Origin of the sequence: Nocardia grenadensis NBRC 108939 (assembly GCF_001613445.1) — a bacterium.
Lineage (GTDB): Bacteria > Actinomycetota > Actinomycetes > Mycobacteriales > Mycobacteriaceae > Nocardia > Nocardia grenadensis.
On the sequence record NZ_BDCJ01000025.1, the window covers coordinates 1 to 15,352 of the forward strand.

General features: G+C 68.7%; 15 protein-coding genes and 1 pseudogene. 7 read left to right on the top strand and 9 right to left on the bottom strand.

Annotation, left to right across the window (positions count from 1 at the left end; translation table 11 throughout):
• Positions 1-97 precede the first annotated feature (97 nt).
• A complete protein-coding gene (locus NGR01S_RS24420) occupies positions 98-307 on the top strand; it encodes a hypothetical protein (RefSeq protein WP_063040739.1) in 210 nt (69 codons plus the stop codon).
• A 67-nt stretch (positions 308-374) separates the two neighbouring features.
• Here NGR01S_RS24420 and NGR01S_RS24425 read toward each other — a convergent pair whose 3' ends face one another.
• From NGR01S_RS24425 to NGR01S_RS31180, 3 genes are all read right to left on the bottom strand, one after another.
• Positions 375-659, bottom strand: a complete 285-nt coding sequence (locus tag NGR01S_RS24425; RefSeq protein ID WP_157107421.1) for a hypothetical protein — start codon at positions 657-659, stop codon at positions 375-377.
• A 261-nt stretch (positions 660-920) separates the two neighbouring features.
• Positions 921-1,217, bottom strand: coding sequence for an excalibur calcium-binding domain-containing protein (locus NGR01S_RS24430; RefSeq protein ID WP_084481673.1), 297 nt, complete (start codon positions 1,215-1,217; stop codon positions 921-923).
• Between the two features lie 192 nt (positions 1,218-1,409).
• Positions 1,410-3,770: an Rv0361 family membrane protein gene (locus tag NGR01S_RS31180; RefSeq protein ID WP_063040745.1), complete on the bottom strand. Its 2,361-nt coding sequence runs from the start codon at positions 3,768-3,770 to the stop codon at positions 1,410-1,412.
• 86 nt (positions 3,771-3,856) lie between these two features.
• On the opposite strand from NGR01S_RS31180, the gene NGR01S_RS24440 reads away from it, so the two are divergent.
• Positions 3,857-4,300 (top strand): DUF3151 domain-containing protein, encoded by a 444-nt coding sequence (locus NGR01S_RS24440; protein WP_063040747.1) that lies wholly within the window; start codon positions 3,857-3,859, stop codon positions 4,298-4,300.
• Positions 4,301-4,368: 68 nt separating this feature from the next.
• The gene (locus NGR01S_RS24445; RefSeq protein WP_063041009.1) at positions 4,369-5,484 is read left to right on the top strand and encodes an FUSC family protein; all 1,116 of its coding nucleotides are present in this window, start codon (positions 4,369-4,371) and stop codon (positions 5,482-5,484) included.
• 316 nt (positions 5,485-5,800) lie between these two features.
• Here NGR01S_RS24445 and NGR01S_RS24450 read toward each other — a convergent pair whose 3' ends face one another.
• Together NGR01S_RS24450 and NGR01S_RS24455 are read right to left on the bottom strand one after the other, a co-directional pair.
• Entirely contained in the window at positions 5,801-6,580 is a 780-nt protein-coding gene (locus NGR01S_RS24450; protein ID WP_063040749.1) for a site-2 protease family protein, read from the bottom strand.
• Between the two features lie 124 nt (positions 6,581-6,704).
• Positions 6,705-7,364, bottom strand: a complete 660-nt coding sequence (locus NGR01S_RS24455; RefSeq protein WP_063040751.1) for a hypothetical protein — start codon at positions 7,362-7,364, stop codon at positions 6,705-6,707.
• Positions 7,365-7,563: 199 nt separating this feature from the next.
• On the opposite strand from NGR01S_RS24455, the gene NGR01S_RS24460 reads away from it, so the two are divergent.
• Positions 7,564-8,853 carry an adenylosuccinate synthase gene (locus NGR01S_RS24460; RefSeq protein ID WP_063040753.1) on the top strand — a complete coding sequence of 430 codons (1,290 nt, stop codon included), beginning with the start codon at positions 7,564-7,566 and terminating at the stop codon, positions 8,851-8,853.
• 4 nt (positions 8,854-8,857) lie between these two features.
• Here the strand turns inward: NGR01S_RS24460 and NGR01S_RS24465 are convergent, their stop codons facing one another.
• Positions 8,858-9,973, bottom strand: coding sequence for a BTAD domain-containing putative transcriptional regulator (locus NGR01S_RS24465; protein ID WP_063040755.1), 1,116 nt, complete (start codon positions 9,971-9,973; stop codon positions 8,858-8,860).
• 24 nt (positions 9,974-9,997) lie between these two features.
• Entirely contained in the window at positions 9,998-11,032 is a 1,035-nt protein-coding gene (gene fbaA, locus NGR01S_RS24470; protein ID WP_063041011.1) for a class II fructose-bisphosphate aldolase, read from the bottom strand.
• Positions 11,033-11,242: 210 nt separating this feature from the next.
• On the opposite strand from fbaA, the gene NGR01S_RS24475 reads away from it, so the two are divergent.
• Both NGR01S_RS24475 and NGR01S_RS24480 read left to right on the top strand, forming a co-directional pair.
• Positions 11,243-11,983 carry a DedA family protein gene (locus NGR01S_RS24475; RefSeq protein ID WP_245664760.1) on the top strand — a complete coding sequence of 247 codons (741 nt, stop codon included), beginning with the start codon at positions 11,243-11,245 and terminating at the stop codon, positions 11,981-11,983.
• Positions 11,984-12,013: 30 nt separating this feature from the next.
• Positions 12,014-12,649, top strand: a pseudogene (locus tag NGR01S_RS24480) (DedA family protein); the annotation flags it as partial.
• Positions 12,650-12,736: 87 nt separating this feature from the next.
• On the opposite strand, the gene NGR01S_RS24485 reads toward NGR01S_RS24480, so the two are convergent.
• Entirely contained in the window at positions 12,737-13,927 is a 1,191-nt protein-coding gene (locus NGR01S_RS24485) for a glycoside hydrolase family 76 protein (protein WP_084481693.1), read from the bottom strand.
• Positions 13,928-14,229: 302 nt separating this feature from the next.
• On the opposite strand from NGR01S_RS24485, the gene NGR01S_RS24490 reads away from it, so the two are divergent.
• Entirely contained in the window at positions 14,230-14,991 is a 762-nt protein-coding gene (locus NGR01S_RS24490; protein WP_063040757.1) for a TrmH family RNA methyltransferase, read from the top strand.
• Between the two features lie 27 nt (positions 14,992-15,018).
• On the opposite strand, the gene NGR01S_RS24495 is transcribed toward NGR01S_RS24490, so the two are convergent.
• Positions 15,019-15,336: a hypothetical protein gene (locus NGR01S_RS24495; RefSeq protein ID WP_063040759.1), complete on the bottom strand. Its 318-nt coding sequence runs from the start codon at positions 15,334-15,336 to the stop codon at positions 15,019-15,021.
• Positions 15,337-15,352: the final 16 nt, after the last annotated feature.

Here is a 15,352-nt window from a genome sequence, read left to right on the forward strand (position 1 = left end):
AGCCAGTCCTGTCGCGCCGATCACCCGTGTCGCCATAGGGTCCAGTATTAAGCGATTGGCTCTTTCGCGGCAAGTCCAGTTACCGGATGCTGAACATATGACACTCTTTGTGGCACTCGTGGGAGTGGGAACTTTCGGCTTCATCGCATACGACTACGTCGTGCATGAATCCCGGATCGCCGAACTACTGGGCCGGTACCGACCACTCGGTTCCGCCACCGAGGAGGCGACGAACAGTTACGAACTCGAGCGGATATATCGCGATCTGGACGCCGCCCGTTCCTACCGGGAACGGGACGCGGCCTGACGCCGGGCCGAGCGCGGCGACCGTCGCAAATCGACCAGTCCAGTTATGTAACTGGACTGGTTGATTGTCAATTCAGCGGATGCGTGCGATAGAACTCGCACGCCTGCCCGGAGAGCAGACCGTCCTCGCAGGCGAAATACGTCTGGATACAGGAGTTGGTATCGCAACCCAGCCGGACCAGTTCGTCGCGCACCCGCAGGTTGCGCTCCTGTGGGCTCTCCGGCTGCGACGACGCGGCGACCGGCGCCACCGGGACAGCGGTGCCCTGGTTGTCCGCACACGCCCCGAGCAGCAGCGTTCCGGTGCACAGCGCCGCCACGGCGGCGAATCGACCAGCGAATTTCGTAACCATGCGCACCTCCACATCCCCCGGAGTGTTCGAGCGGCCAGCGTAATCGATACCCGGACCGATGGGTACCGGGCGGTCGGGCCACCCCGGTTCCGTGACGACCCGGCGGGTACCGGGAAAACCGCAGGCGACAGGCCGCGGGACGCGGTCGGGAAGCAGTCTTCCGCCCGAGGATTCCTCGATCGGTCATCTCCGGTTTCGCGGACGCTTCCGCTCATGGCCCGGGAAAGCCGTACGCTCACACCGGTTCCACAGTGTGCGAGATCAGTACTCCCCCACCTCGCAGGCCACGCCGTCACCGTCGGCGTCGAGCTGCCACGAGTACCCGGGCCGACCGCTCCACAACGGGGTATCGGATTCGCGGCGGGCATGCGCGCAATCGATGTAATAGGGCTGCCCGTCCTTTTCGGGTTCGGCTTCGGCCCGATCGGCGGGCAGCGGATGGGAATCCTGGCTTCGATTCGACGACTGCGGGGTATCGGCGGCGGACGGGGCGGCGGCGAGCACCGACAGCGCGCCTCCGGCGAGCACGAGACGGGCCAGTGTTCTTCGAGTTCTCATGGCGAAAATCCTTGCGACGAGGTGATACCACCATCCTCACGCGGACCCGCCGGTTGCGAAAGGCCCTTGTTTCGCCCACCACTCGTGCGCACGGCGATCCGGGACGGCCGCACGCACGAGTGCCGGTCGATCGCGACGATGACCGACCCGGACGGAACCACCGGTACGCCGGTCACCGTGCGGTACAGCGGATTACGGAGTGCCCGACGGCGGATCGCAGACCTTCCAGCCCTCGTCGGTCTCCTGCAGATCGAAGGTCCGGGTGGTCTGCGCCGAATCCGCTTCGGTCTGCACGGTCACCTGGGCCAGCGCGGTCCGATCGGTGATCTGTACGGCGTCGATGCCGGTCACATCGGGGATATCGCCGCCGTCGACAGCCTGCTGGTGCACCGCGGCGAACTGCTCCTCGGACAAACCTTGGTAGTAGTCGTGCAGCCCGCCGCAGGTGATATCGCGCAGTCCGGCCAGATCACCGTTCTCCAGCGCGCCGGTGTAATCGCCGATGGCTGTACGGATCCGGGCCTGCGGGGAATCGTCACCGGAACCGATGCCGGCCACGATCGCGATCAGTGCGATCACGACCACCACGGCCGCTCCCGCGGCGATCAGCCACTTCCGGTTACCCGCGGACCCCGCCGGCGCGGCCGCCGGTTCCACCCGCTGTGGTTTCGCGATCTGTCCGGGCGCACCGTACTGCGGCGACTGCGCGACCCGGTGTTCGGCCACAGTCGGTTTGATATCGGCCGGTGACGGCGCACCGGCCGGACGCGGTGCCGCGGTCTGCGGGCGCCCGGGCCCACCGGCCGGACGCGGTGCGCCCTGCGGCCCGCCGGTGCCCTGCGGTGCGGGCGCCGGACCGCCCGGTCGCTGCGGTGCGGCCTGGTCCGGGCGGCTCGGCGCCTGCGGACCGGGCCCCTTCGGGCCCGACTGCGGCCGGGGTGTGCTCGGCGGTTTCGACAGCGGCCCCGCCATACCCGGCCCTACCCGGTCGGTACGCGCCGGCCCCTGCGAACCGCCCGGTTGTTTCGTTCCCGGGCGGCCGGGACTGCGCACCTGGCTCATATCGATGCGCTCGGTGGCGTTCGGGTCGGGTTTGCGCACCGAGATGGATTCGGTCGGTGCCTCCTCCGGCCGCTGCGGCCGGGGGATCACCACTGTCTTCGCCTCAGGACCCGCCGGCGCCGCCAGTTCGACCGTGGGGTCGGTGGTCGCGGCGCCGGTATCCGCGGTTTCGGCCGAGCCCTTTTCCGCGGCGGCGGCATCCGCGCCCGGCCCGGCTTCGGTCACCCCGTCGGCCGTCTCTCCCGCCGTATCGGGGTCCGGCACGGTTCCGCTTGCGGTGATCTCGGCGGTGGCGGCGTCTCCGGGCCCGGCCTCGCCGTCGGACGCGGCGGCCGTCTCCGTGCCGCCGGCCGGTGCGGCAGTCCCTACCGCGCCACCGGCCGAGGCGGCAGGTCCGGCGGTGGCTGCTGCCGTTTCGCCTACCGGGCCGGCAGTGCCGGCGGTAGCCGCCTCGTCTGCTGTCGAGGCGGCAGACCCGGCGGTTACCGTCTCGGCATCACCGGCCGATGCGGCAGCTTCGGTGGTAGCCGTCTCCGCGTCACGGGCCGAACCGGCGGTTCCCGCGGTAGCCGCCTCCGCATCACCGGCCGAACCGGCAGTCTCCTCCGCGCCTGATTCGGCGGCACCGGTGTCGGCTTCCGCGGAGGTACCGGCTGCCGAATCCGCGCTTCGGGCATCGTTTTCCGTGGCAGCGGCGTCCACGGTCCCGGCGCCGGCGGCTGTCGCTCCGGCGGTCTGCTCGGCCGCGGCGGCGGATCCGCCCTCCTGGGATACCGGTGCGGCAGCGCCGGACGCCTCTCCCGCATCCGCCCCGGCCGACGCCGATGGAACCTCGGTGGTCACGTCGTCGGTAGAGCCGGCGCCGGGCTGCCCGGAGTCGCCACCGGGACCGCTGTCGGCAATCGACTGCTCCGATTCTCCGCCGACCGCGGGTGCCTCCGCGCCGGTTTTCCCGGCGGGCGCCGCTCCGGCGGACGGACTGTCCGCGGCGAGCTCCGGCTCGTCCGATCCGGTACCTACGCTCCGCGCGGTCTCATCGCCTGTCCCGGCCCCGCCTTTCACGACCGGCGCCGCGGCGGCGGTATCCGCGTCCGAACCCCGTATCGCCGCGTCCGCGGGTTCACCGTCCGCGCTGTCCGGGGCATCCGCCTGCTCCGCCGCCGGACCGCCCGACTCCGTAATCGCCCCCGCTGGAACGTCCTCGGCCGTACCGTCACCATCTGCCGACTCCGACTCCCGCGCGGACCGTTCGAGTGCCTCGGTCGGCGCACCGGCCGCCTCAGCAGGGCCCTTTCCGCCGGCCGCCCCCGTTTTTCCGGTCGTCTCCCCGCCGGTCGCCGAGGTCGCCGCATCCGCTGCCCGCGACGGCTGCGATCCGGATTCGGACGGCTGCGACTGCTCCGCGGCGGAGGAATCCGCGCGGGATCCGCCGCCGGTGCCGGAGTCGGATTCGGAGCGGATCGGTTCCTTGTCGTCGGTCGGGTGCGACACCTGTACCCCTCGTTGCTGGCTTATCAGAATGTGACGTAGATGGCCAGCCTATCGAGCATTCCCGCCACCCGTGCACAATGAAGCCCATGACCTCGTTCGGTGATCTGCTCGGCCCGCAACCGGTACTCCTTCCTGAACTACACGACGCGGAGGACGCGCTCGCCGCCGGCACCGATCCGGTGCGCGTCGCGGCCGATAATCCCGCCGCCTCGATCGCCTGGGCGACCCTGGCCGAAGCCGCGCTGGAGCGCGCGGCCGAGGCCGCGGAGCCGGTGAACCACGATGTCGTCGCCGCCTACGCGTTCGCCCGTACCGGCTACCACCGCGGATTGGACCTGCTGCGCCGCAACGGCTGGAAGGGCTTCGGCCCGGTTCCGTGGGAGCACGAACCGAACCGCGGCTTCCTGCGCAGTGTCGCGGCCCTGGCCAAGGCGGCCAAGGCCGTCGGAGAGTCCGACGAATACGCCCGCTGCTTGGACCTGCTCGAGGACTGCGATCCGCGGGCGGCCGGCGAACTGGGTCTGGGCTGAACGAACCCGGAGCGTTGATCGACCCGAAATCCCCGGTGGGCCGGGCCCGGACCAGGGGTGCCGACCGGATGCGGCGGTCCTGGAAGCGGCTCCGTCTCTCGGCGATCCCGATTCTGCAGTGTTCGCTGGCGGCGGCGCTGGCCTGGTTCCTGGCCAAGGACGTCGTCGGCCACGCCCTGCCCTTCTTCGCGCCGACCGCCGCGGTGGTGTCCATCGGCACCGCCTTCGGCGCGCGGCTGCGCCGCTCGCTGGAACTGGTGGTCGGTGTCGCGCTCGGTATCGGCGTCGGCGATCTCTTCATCTCGCGGGTGGGCACCGGGGTCTGGCAGATCGCCCTGGTGGTGGCGGTGGCCATGGCCTTGGCGGTATTCCTCGACGGCGGGGCCATCATCGGTATCCAGGCCTCGGGTTCGGCCGTGCTGGTGGCCACCCTGATGCCGCCGGATACCGGCGCCGGTCTGTCGCGCATGGTGGACGCGCTGATCGGCGGGCTGGTCGGGGTGGTGGTCGTCGCCGCGCTACCGTTGCATCCGGTGCGCCGGGCCCGGGAACAGGCGGCGGCGATCCTGGGGGTGATGGCCAAATCGCTCACCGAGGGCGCCCACGGACTGCTCGAACAGGATCCCGGCAAGGTGCATAACGCGCTCACCGCGGTACGGGCCACCCAGGCGCAGCTGGATTCGCTGCGCAAATCGCTCGAGGGCGGCCGCGAGGTGAGCCGCATATCTCCGCTGTACTGGAATTCGCGCGGGCGGTTGGAGCGTTTGCGCGCCGCGGCCGATCCACTGGACAACGCGGTCCGCAACATCCGAGTGCTGCTGCGCCGCTCGCTGACCTTGGTACGCGACGACGAGATCCTCAAACCGGGCCTGATCGAGGAAGTGGAGCAGTTGGCCGCCGCGGTCGAGGTGGTCCGGCGCATGATCCTCACCGATCCGGGCGAACAACCCGACCGCGCGGAGGCCGCCCGCGTGCTGCGCTCGGTGGCCAAACAGGCGCGTCCGGAACTGGTTGCGGGGGCCGGGCTGTCGGCGCATGTGGTTTTCGCCCAGATCCGGTCCACGCTGGTAGACCTGCTACAGGTATGCGGGGTTCAGCGCGTTTCCGCCCTGGCGTTGCTACCGCCCACCGTGCCCAATCCCTATGTGACACCGACGAATCGGTCCGCCGATACGGTCGGTTAGGTCCCGAGGGGCGATATCGTTCGCTACCGGGTTGCCGGAACCGGCCGGGCCTCCGATCGCGCACCGCGCGCACCTCATCGCCCGGCCACGGCCGGTATTCGAGTAGTCGACCATCTGTGCCGCGGCGGGCGGTCTCCACTAATGTGAAACATGACCGCACCGGTGCACAGCCGGTTCGGTCGGACCCTTCCCGTGCGCCGCGTCGCCGACAGATGGCGCCCCGGCGCCGAATGTTTCGGATACCCGGACGCCGGCCCGGGCGGGGAATCCGGGCCCGTCCGGCCGGCGCCGCGCCGGGCGGGCCCTCTCGGATGAGTTACGCCCAGAACCTGGTCAGATATCCGCCGTACCGGGACCACTGCTCCGATACCCCGGACAGGTCGTAGAGCGCGTACACGGCGTCGAAGAAGACCTGATTGATCGCCGGGGTGAACAGCAGGGCGAACAAGATGAGCATGCCGAAAGGTTTGAACTGCTCCAGACCGCGCCGGGTCTGGTAGCTCAGGGACGGCTCCACCACACCGTAGCCGTCCAGGCCCGGTATGGGCAGCAGATTCAGCAGGGTCGCGGTCACTTGCAGGAAGGCCAAGAAGCTGAGCCCGAACCAGAACGCCTGATGCTCCTGCGCGCTGCCGAAGAAACGCACGACCAGCAGCAACACCACCGCGCACACCGCGTTCACCCCCGGGCCCGCCACACTGATCAACCGCTGAGTGCGGGGTGGCACCTGATGGGTGTGCACATAGACCGCGCCGCCGGGCAGCCCGATACCGCCGAGTGCGATGAAAACCATCGGCAGCACGATCGACAGCAGCGGATGACTGTATTTGAGCGGGTTCAACGTCAGGTAGCCGCGCAGTTCCACCTCACGGTCCCCGGCCCGCCAGGCCATATAGGCGTGTGCGAACTCATGCAGGCACAGGCTCACCACCCAGCCGAACACCACCAGTACGAAAACACCGGCCTTGGCCCGGACCGAATCCAGGTCCGCGTCCCAGGCGAGCACACCGCCGGCCACCGCGAGAGCCACGACCAGCAGGAACACCGGGCTGGGACGGATCGCGCCACGCCGCAGGGCCGGGACGCCGGGGGTCACGGCCGCCTGCCGACAAACACTCCGGGGCCGATCCGCCGCCGGCGAAGGCACCCACCCACCGCAACCGGCCCGGACCGGCCGTCTCCTGGACGGTGACGGCCGAGACGCCGGCGGGGGTACGACATCAGCGGACCAGCAGCCAGGGTTCGTGATGCCGGTAGAACGTCGACCGCGGCACCACCCGGTCGCTCTGGATACCGTCGCGGTTGATCACCGCGCCCGGTGTGCCGAGCTGCGCGGCGCGCCCGGAGGTCCAGCGCCGGCGTCGGAACCGGCGCGGATAACTCGCCCGCACGCCGGGCAACTCCAGCGTGGGGGTGACGAACATGGCCCGGATCGTGCCGGAGAACAGGCGGGTGTCGTCGACATAGGCCTCACCGGTCAACTGGCCGCCCTCCGGTCCGGTGATCTTGGCGCGGCCCACCAGCACGGTGCCGGTGTCGTCGCGGACCAGCGGGGTCCGGTTGGCCGAACCCTCGAGCGCCCGTTTCGCCGCGGCGTTTCCGGTGTCGAGGTCATAGACCTGCGCGGCGTAGGTCCGCTCCAGGGGCACATAGCCGACCTCCACGTGCAACCGCTCGGTGCGCATCAGGTGGGTGAGCACAGCGGCAAGCGCCGCGTCGCCGCCCAGCACGATCAGACGCGGCAGACTGTCGGCCGCCAGCACCGGCAGCAGCTCGTCGATCAGCCCGGTGTCCGGTATTGCCCCGGTCTGCGCGGTGGGCTGCGCGGCGAGGGCGATGGGTACCGGTGCGTCGGCACAGCGGAGAACCTGGGTACTCAAACGCCCAACACCCTCCCTCGGACCGGTCACCCATGAGTGTAAAGGGTGCCCGGTGGCGACCCGCGCAACGGCCCGGCCCCGGCGACCGTTCCCCGGCGCCCGCACGGTCTCGGCTAGACTGTGCTCCCGGCTTCCTCCGCATTACGGCAGGTAGCTGCAGCACTGAAGTGTTGCGCGTCGAATCGTAGGAGACACGACCATGCCGGCAATCGTCCTCATCGGAGCCCAGTGGGGTGACGAGGGCAAGGGCAAAGCCACCGATCTACTCGGGGGCCGCGTGCAGTGGGTAGTGCGGTACCAGGGCGGTAACAATGCCGGCCATACCGTGGTGCTACCCAACGGCGACAACTTCGCGTTACACCTCATTCCGTCCGGCATCCTGACCCCCGGGGTCAAGAACGTCATCGGTAACGGTGTGGTCGTCGACCCCGGCGTATTGCTCGACGAACTGGCCGGGCTGGAGGATCGCGATGTCGACACCTCGGGTCTGCTGCTCTCCGCCGACGCGCATCTGATCATGCCGTACCACGTGGCCATCGATAAGGTCACCGAACGGTTCCTCGGCAACAACAAGATCGGCACCACCGGTCGCGGTATCGGCCCCTGCTACCAGGACAAGGTCGCGCGAGTCGGGGTCCGGGTCGCCGACGTACTGGACGAGAAGATCCTCACCCAGAAGGTCGAGGCCGCGCTCGAGTTCAAGAACCAGGTGCTGGTCAAGATCTACAACCGGCGCGCCCTGGATCCCCAGCAGGTGGTCGAGGAGGTGCTCGGCCAGGCCGAGCGCTTCGCGCATCGCATCAGCGATACCCGGCTGGAACTGAACCTGGCCCTCGAACGCGGCGAAACCGTGCTGCTGGAGGGGTCGCAGGGCACCCTGCTGGACGTGGACCACGGCACGTATCCCTACGTCACCTCGTCCAACCCGACCGCCGGCGGTGCCGCGGTGGGCGCGGGCATCGGACCCAACCAGATCGGTACGGTGCTGGGCATCCTGAAGTGCTACACCACCCGGGTCGGCTCCGGCCCGTTCCCGACCGAACTGTTCGACGAATCGGGCACCTACCTGGCCAAGACCGGCGGCGAGGTCGGCGTCACCACCGGCCGGGCGCGCCGCTGCGGCTGGTTCGACGCGGTTATCGCCCGCTACGCGACCCGGGTCAACGGCATCACCGACTACTTCCTCACCAAACTCGACGTGCTGTCGAGCCTGGAGCGGGTGCCGATCTGTGTGGCCTACGAGGTGGACGGCGAACGGGTCGAGCAGATGCCGACCACCCAGACCGGCTTCCATCACGCCAAGCCGATCCTCGAGGAGATGCCCGGGTGGTGGGAGGACATCTCCGGCGCGCGGACCTTCGAGGAGCTGCCCGCCAACGCGCAGGCCTATGTGCGGCGGCTGGAGGAGCTCTCGGGCGCCCGGATCTCCTGTATCGGGGTCGGACCGGGCCGCGAGCAGACCATCGTCCGCCACGACGTCCTGGGCTGAGGTTTCAGCGGACGGCCTGGAAGGCCAGCACGGTATTGCCGATCCGGATCGCGTCGCCGTCGACCAGCAGCGCGGAATCGATCGGCTGCTCGTTGACGAACACCCCGTTGGCCGAGCCGAGGTCCTCGATCAGCAGGCCGGCCCGGCCCAGTTTGATCTGGGCGTGGTACCGGCTGGCCTTCGGATCGTCGAGAATCAGATCGTTGTCGGTCATCCGGCCGATCCGGAAACCGCCGTGGACGACCGGCACCGTCCGCCCGTCGGGTAACCGCAGCCGACCGCTGCGCACGGTGCGCGGCACCTCGGTGACCGTATCGGTCATCGCCGCGGCCATCCGCTCGACGCTCTTCATCTCGACGGTGCTCAGCGGTTCCTGTCGCAGTACTCGCCGTTCCAGCTCCATCAGCGCGGGCCCGGGGTCGATACCGAGTTCTTCGGCCAGCACCGCCCGCACCCGCCGGCACGCCTCCAGCGCGTCGGCATGGCGCTCGGACAGGTAGAGCGCGGTGATGAGCTGGCCCCACAGCGGTTCCCGCAGCGGGTGCTCGTTGGTGAGTGCGACCAGTTCGCCTATCACGGCGGTGGCCCGGCCGCAGGTGATCTCCGCGTCGAACCGTGCCGATACCGCCAGCAGCCGCTCCTCCTCCATGGCGGTGGCGAAACTGTCGGCGAAACCGAGACCGGCGAGGTCGGACAACGCCCGGCCGTTCCATTCGCGCAGGGCGGTGGCGAACAGCCGGGACGCCGAGTCGTGATCGCCGACCCCCGATGCCCGGATGCCCGCGTCCCGGGCGGCTTCGAACCGGCCCAGGTCGCAGGCATCGTCGGCGATCTCGAGCCGATAACCCGAGGACTCCGTGCGCAGGACGCCCGCCGGGTCGACACCGGAATTGCGCAGCGCCTTGCGGATATTCGAGACGAACACCTGCAGGCTGGCCGCGTAGGCATCCGGCGGCTCCTCGTTCCAGACCATATCGGCCAGGGTGGAGGAGGACACGGCCCGGCGCCGGTTCACCGCGAGTGCGGCCAGCAGCGCCCGGGGTTTGGGCCCGCCGACCGGCACCGGCTCACCGCCGACCAGTAGACGCACGGGCCCCAGCACGCGGAGGTCGAGTGTCATCCGGCTACGGTCGGTGCGCAGAGATCAGGCACTGATGGAACGCCCGGCGGACCGCAGATCGTTGCACGCCTGCACCACCCGCTGGGCCATCGACAGCTCCGCCTTCTTCAGGTAGCTGCGCGGGTCGTAGGTCTTCTTGTTGCCGACCTCGCCGTCGATCTTCAGCACACCGTCGTAGTTGCTGAACATATGCGCGGCCACCGGCCGGGTGAACGCGTACTGGGTGTCGGTGTCGACGTTCATCTTCACGACGCCGTAGCGCAGCGAATCGTCGATCTCCGACTTCAGCGATCCCGAACCGCCGTGGAACACGAAATCGAACGGCTGGGCGTCATTGGCCAGACCCAGCTTGGCCGCGGCCACCCGCTGCCCCTCGGCCAGCACCTCGGGCTTGAGCACCACATTGCCCGGCTTGTACACGCCGTGCACATTGCCGAAGGTGGCGGCGAGCAGGTACTTGCCCTTCTCACCGGCGCCGAGCGCGTCGATGGTCTTCTCGAAATCGGCGGGCGAGGTGTAGAGCTTCTCGTTGATCTCGGCCTCGACACCGTCCTCTTCACCGCCGACGACACCGATCTCGACCTCGAGGATGATCTTCGCGGCGGCCGCTGCGGACAGCAGCTCCTGCGCGATGGACAGATTCTCGTCGATCGGCACGGCCGAACCGTCCCACATATGCGACTGGAACAGCGGGTTCTGCCCGGCGTCCACCCGCTCCTGCGAGATGGCCAGCAGCGGCCGGACGAACCCGTCCAGCTTGTCCTTGGGGCAGTGGTCGGTGTGCAGCGCGATGGTGACGTCGTATTTCGCGGCCACCACATGGGCGAATTCGGCCAACGCGACCGCACCGGTGACCATATCCTTCACCCCTTGGCCGGAACCGAATTCCGCGCCACCGGTGGAGAACTGGATGATCCCGTCACTACCCGCCTCGGCGAAGCCCTTGATCGCCGCATTGATCGTCTCCGACGATGTGCAGTTGATGGCCGGGAAGGCAAAAGAGTTCGCCTTGGCCTGACCGAGCATCTCGGCGTAGACCTCCGGAGTCGCGATCGGCACTGTGAAGACCTCCGTGTTGTGCGGCAGACGTGGGATTGTCTGTTTCTGCACATACCCTAAGGCAGGCAGGTTTCATCCGGTATAAGGGGATTGTTTGCGCCGCCGCACCCTACAGCCGTCGATGTAACCGGTACTGTGGGCCGGGTGATTGCGCTGGCAGCTACCGACGCGGTGACGAGCAATCTGGCTCTGACCGAACTGCTCGACCCGATGCACCTGTTGACCGAGACCTGGCTGAAGAACGCGGTGCTACCGGCCATTCTGGTGATCGTCTTCATCGAGACCGGCCTGCTGTTCCCACTGCTCCCCGGTGATTCGCTGCTGTTCACGGGTGGTCTGCTGGCCGCGCAACCCAATCCGCCGGTATCCATCTGGGTATTGGTTCCGGCCGTCGTCTTCATCGCTTTCGCCGGTGATCAGTGCGGGTATTGGATCGGCCGGGCCATCGGTCCCGCGCTGTTCAACAAAGAGGACACCCGCTTCTTCAAGAAGAGCTATGTCACCGAAACGCACGAATTCTTCGAGAAGCACGGCCCCAAAACGATCATTTTGGCCCGTTTCGTCCCGATCGTTCGGACTTTTATGCCGGTGCTGGCCGGGGTCTCCAAGATGAGCTACCAGCGCTATGTCGCCTTCGATATCGTCGGCGCCGTCGCCTGGGGCGGTGGGGTGACCGTGCTCGGGTACTTCCTCGGCAATGTCGCCTTCATCCGCGACCATGTCGAGGCCATTTTCCTGCTCATCGTGTTCATCTCGATCCTGCCGGGCATCAGCGCGGTCGCCAAGAAGCTGGCCGGCCGCAAAGCGGACAAAACCGTCGCGAACGGCACCCTGGCCTCGACCGCGGAGCTTCCGGCCATGGATATGCCCGACCAGTTCGACAACACCATGCCCCTGCCGGTGGTGCATCACGCCGGACCGGTCGGCGCGAACGATTCTCCCGTTCGGTAAGTGGTGAGCGTCCAGGCCGTGCCCCATGCGATGGGCAGCTTCGAACCCCTGATCTCCGCGGGACCGGCACTCGTCTGGACCGTGGTCCTGACCTTCGTCTTCCTGGAATGCGCGTTCATTCTCGGACTGTTCCTGCCCGGCGATTCGATGCTGCTGACCGCGGGCATCGTGATGGCCTCACACGCCACCGGCGAAACCCAGGTCTGGCTGCTCGCGATAGGCGCGATGGTCGCCGCGATCGCCGGCAACCAGGTCGGCTACATGGTCGGGCGAAGAACCGGCCACCGGCTCGTCGCCCGCAAGAACGGGCGCTACATCAACACCCGCAACCTGTCCCGGGTCGCCGAGCTATTACAGCGGCACGGTTTCGTGGCGGTCCTGATCGCGCGGTGGATCCCCTGGGTGCGCACCCTGTGCCCGATGGTGGCCGGCGCGGCCGGCATGGACCATCGCCGCTACACGGTGGCCAGTACCATCGGCGCCATCATCTGGGCCCCGGTCCTGCTGCTCATGGGGTACTACGCCGGTGGTTTCATCCAGCGGATCTCCTGGCTCATGCCCATCGTGATCGGTTCGCTGGTGGTGTGCCTGATCGTCGGCACCGTCATCGGTATCAGGCAGTACCGGCAGGAGATGTCCCAGCCGATCGAAGACTTCGAACTGGATCCCGCGTCCGCCGACGCCGACACGATGCCGCTGCCCGGCATCGGAGGGGCGGGCCACCACCCGGGCCGCGGTCACGACCGGCGCGAACTACAGACCGGCCGCGGTGACCATATGGGCGGCTTCCATGAGCATCCATCCCGACAGCTGTACCGATAGATCCCGTTCGGGGACCCGGGAGGAGCTGACCGCCCCGTTGGCGGTGAGCCCGCCGGCGCCGCGGCCACCGCTGGGCAGCTGAGCGGATACCGTCCAGTCGTGGCCGAAGAGGGGTTCGCTCTCCACGTCGAGCCGGTTCTCCCACGCCGCGGCCGCCGATTCCTTCACGATGCGCGCGGCCACCCGCCGATCGGCGAGTTGTTCGTGTTCGTTGCCGGGCAGCATCAGCGCGACCTGGGCGAGATAGCGCACGAGAATGCCGTTGAACAGCCCGCCGTCGCCACCGGTGCCGCCGCGCACCACACAGTCGACGGTGAGATGCTCCTCCACGGCGTCCAGGAGGCGGCGCACCCGGTCGAGATGCGCGGGATCCCCCGTGTGTACCGCGAGCTCGGTTTCCAGGCCGAGCACGACGCCCTGGCAGTAGGTGTAGACCGGGCGTTCCAGCTCCCGAGCGGGCAGGTGGATACCGTCGAAGATCAGGCCGGTCTCCGGATCACGCAGCGTCGCATCGATCCAGCCCGCTATTTCCGCTGCCCGCTCGTAGCGGCCGAGCCGGGCCAGCGCGATACCGGCGGGACCATTGGCCGGGGCGTTGTAGAAATCCGCCCCCACCCGCCAGGGGATACCGCCGCCCACCGCGGGGTTCCACGCCGTATACAACTTCTGTTCCAGCGGGCCGAGGGCGCCGACGGCCTCCGCGTTGTCGTGGATTCGGGCCGCGCGTTCCAGGGCGATGGCCAGCCAGGCCATATCGTCGTAGTAGCGGTTGGTCCACCCGGAGATATTGCGCAACCGGTGCGACCGGACCAGGGTCGCCACCCGTTTGCGGCGTTCGATGGTCGGCGCCCGGTTGGCGGCGTCGACGGCGCAGTCGATGAGATGGGCTTGCCACCAGTAGTGCCAGGTGAGAAGGAATCGCTCACGGCGGATCGACGGCCAGCCCACCACACCGAGCGCGGTGCCCGGCAGCAGCCATACCGGCCGCAGATGACGGGACAGGATCGCGGCCTCGGCGCGGTCGGCCCGCTCGGACCAGTGTGTCGCGGAGTCGCCCGGCGGTCTGCGCTGTTGCCCGGCCGAGCGCCGGGGAACGTCGAGATCGTCGCTGGGCGGGGTCATGAAACCCATATTGCCAGGCGAATCGGCTTTTCCGCCGCTCAATTGTTACCGACTCGACGCGCAACTGTTCGACTCCGCCCGGATTCGGTCCGGACCTCGTGGAATTACTGCCGAACAACGCGCGGAACGGGTCACCGGATGCCGTAAACCCGGGTTTACGCCCGGGCGTGTCGCGCGGGCCGCGGCGGGCCGCGGCGCGGCGAGTGGACGAGACGCTCGCAGAACCAACGGGCGCGCAACGGGTTTCGGCCGGGCCGGACCGAACCGGACGATGCCGTTCCGCCCGCACTACGATTCATGCCGTGACCAACCCAGCGCTAGGGGCCGATCCGGGCCTCGCCACAGCGCGTACCCCGGACCCGGAGCCGGCGGCGCGACAGGAATCCGACGATCCCGACCCGGATCCCGAACCCGGGCCCGGTCCGACCGAATGGGGTGAGAACCCGAACGGGGTCGGGCCGTGGACGGCCGAGCACGACGGGCCACCGCCGGATGACGACCGGCTCGACCCGGTCCTGCTCGCCGAAGGCGACCGCCGCAATGTCGTCGACGCGTACCGCTACTGGACCCGGGAAGCGATCGTGGCCGATATCGATCGCCGCCGCCACCCGTTCCATATCGCCATCGAGAACTTCGGACACGACGCGAACATCGGCACGGTCGTGCGCACCGCCAACGCCTTCGCCGCCGGCGCGGTGCATATCGTCGGCCGCCGCCGCTGGAACCGGCGCGGCGCCATGGTCACCGACCGCTACCAGCACATAACCCATCACGCGGATATCGAGGCCCTGCTCCAATTCGCCCGGTCCGAAGATCTGAGCGTGGTCGCGGTGGACAATGTCCCGGGCTCGGTACCGCTGGAGACCGTCCGGCTGCCGCGACGCTGCCTGCTGCTGTTCGGGCAGGAGGGACCGGGAGTCACCGAAAGCGCCCGGGACGCCGCGGTGCTCACGGTATCCATCGCCCAGTTCGGTTCCACCCGCAGTATCAACGCGGGAGTGGCGGCGGGTATCGCCATGCACGCCTGGATCCGCCAGCACGCCGACCTCACCGCCGCCTGGTAACCGCGCGTGCGGTCGGCCGTCCGGGCGCTAGCCCGAACTCGACCCGATCAGCACGACCATCAAGACGATGTAGGCGATGACCGCGAGCACTCCCAGGATCAGCAGCACCGAGCCGATGATGCCCAGGATGTAACCCACCATCACATTGCTGCGGCCGCCCACGGTGCCGCCGGAGGCGTCGATCTCGTTGAGCGTCCGGCGTCCCATCACCCACGCGAACGGGGCGCAGACCTGGCAGAACATCATCCCGACGATGCCGAGGATCAGCACGGTGGTCGCCTGCGGGTGATCGGGTGGCGGCGGACCGTACGCCGGATAACCGTACGCGGGCGGCGGATAGCTCATGTGTGGATGGTATCGG

Bases quoted from the DNA above. Each gene is read 5' to 3' on its own strand.
- NGR01S_RS24420 (WP_063040739.1), top strand. From the start codon at position 98: ATGACACTCTTTGTGGCACTCGTGGGAGTGGGAACTTTCGGCTTCATC.
- NGR01S_RS24425 (WP_157107421.1), bottom strand. From the start codon at position 659: ATGGTTACGAAATTCGCTGGTCGATTCGCCGCCGTGGCGGCGCTGTGC.
- NGR01S_RS24430 (WP_084481673.1), bottom strand. From the start codon at position 1,217: ATGAGAACTCGAAGAACACTGGCCCGTCTCGTGCTCGCCGGAGGCGCG.
- NGR01S_RS24440 (WP_063040747.1), top strand. From the start codon at position 3,857: ATGACCTCGTTCGGTGATCTGCTCGGCCCGCAACCGGTACTCCTTCCT.
- NGR01S_RS24445 (WP_063041009.1), top strand. From the start codon at position 4,369: ATGCGGCGGTCCTGGAAGCGGCTCCGTCTCTCGGCGATCCCGATTCTG.
- NGR01S_RS24460 (WP_063040753.1), top strand. From the start codon at position 7,564: ATGCCGGCAATCGTCCTCATCGGAGCCCAGTGGGGTGACGAGGGCAAG.
- NGR01S_RS24465 (WP_063040755.1), bottom strand. From the start codon at position 9,973: ATGACACTCGACCTCCGCGTGCTGGGGCCCGTGCGTCTACTGGTCGGC.
- NGR01S_RS24475 (WP_245664760.1), top strand. From the start codon at position 11,243: ATGCACCTGTTGACCGAGACCTGGCTGAAGAACGCGGTGCTACCGGCC.
- NGR01S_RS24485 (WP_084481693.1), bottom strand. From the start codon at position 13,927: ATGACCCCGCCCAGCGACGATCTCGACGTTCCCCGGCGCTCGGCCGGG.
- NGR01S_RS24495 (WP_063040759.1), bottom strand. From the start codon at position 15,336: ATGAGCTATCCGCCGCCCGCGTACGGTTATCCGGCGTACGGTCCGCCG.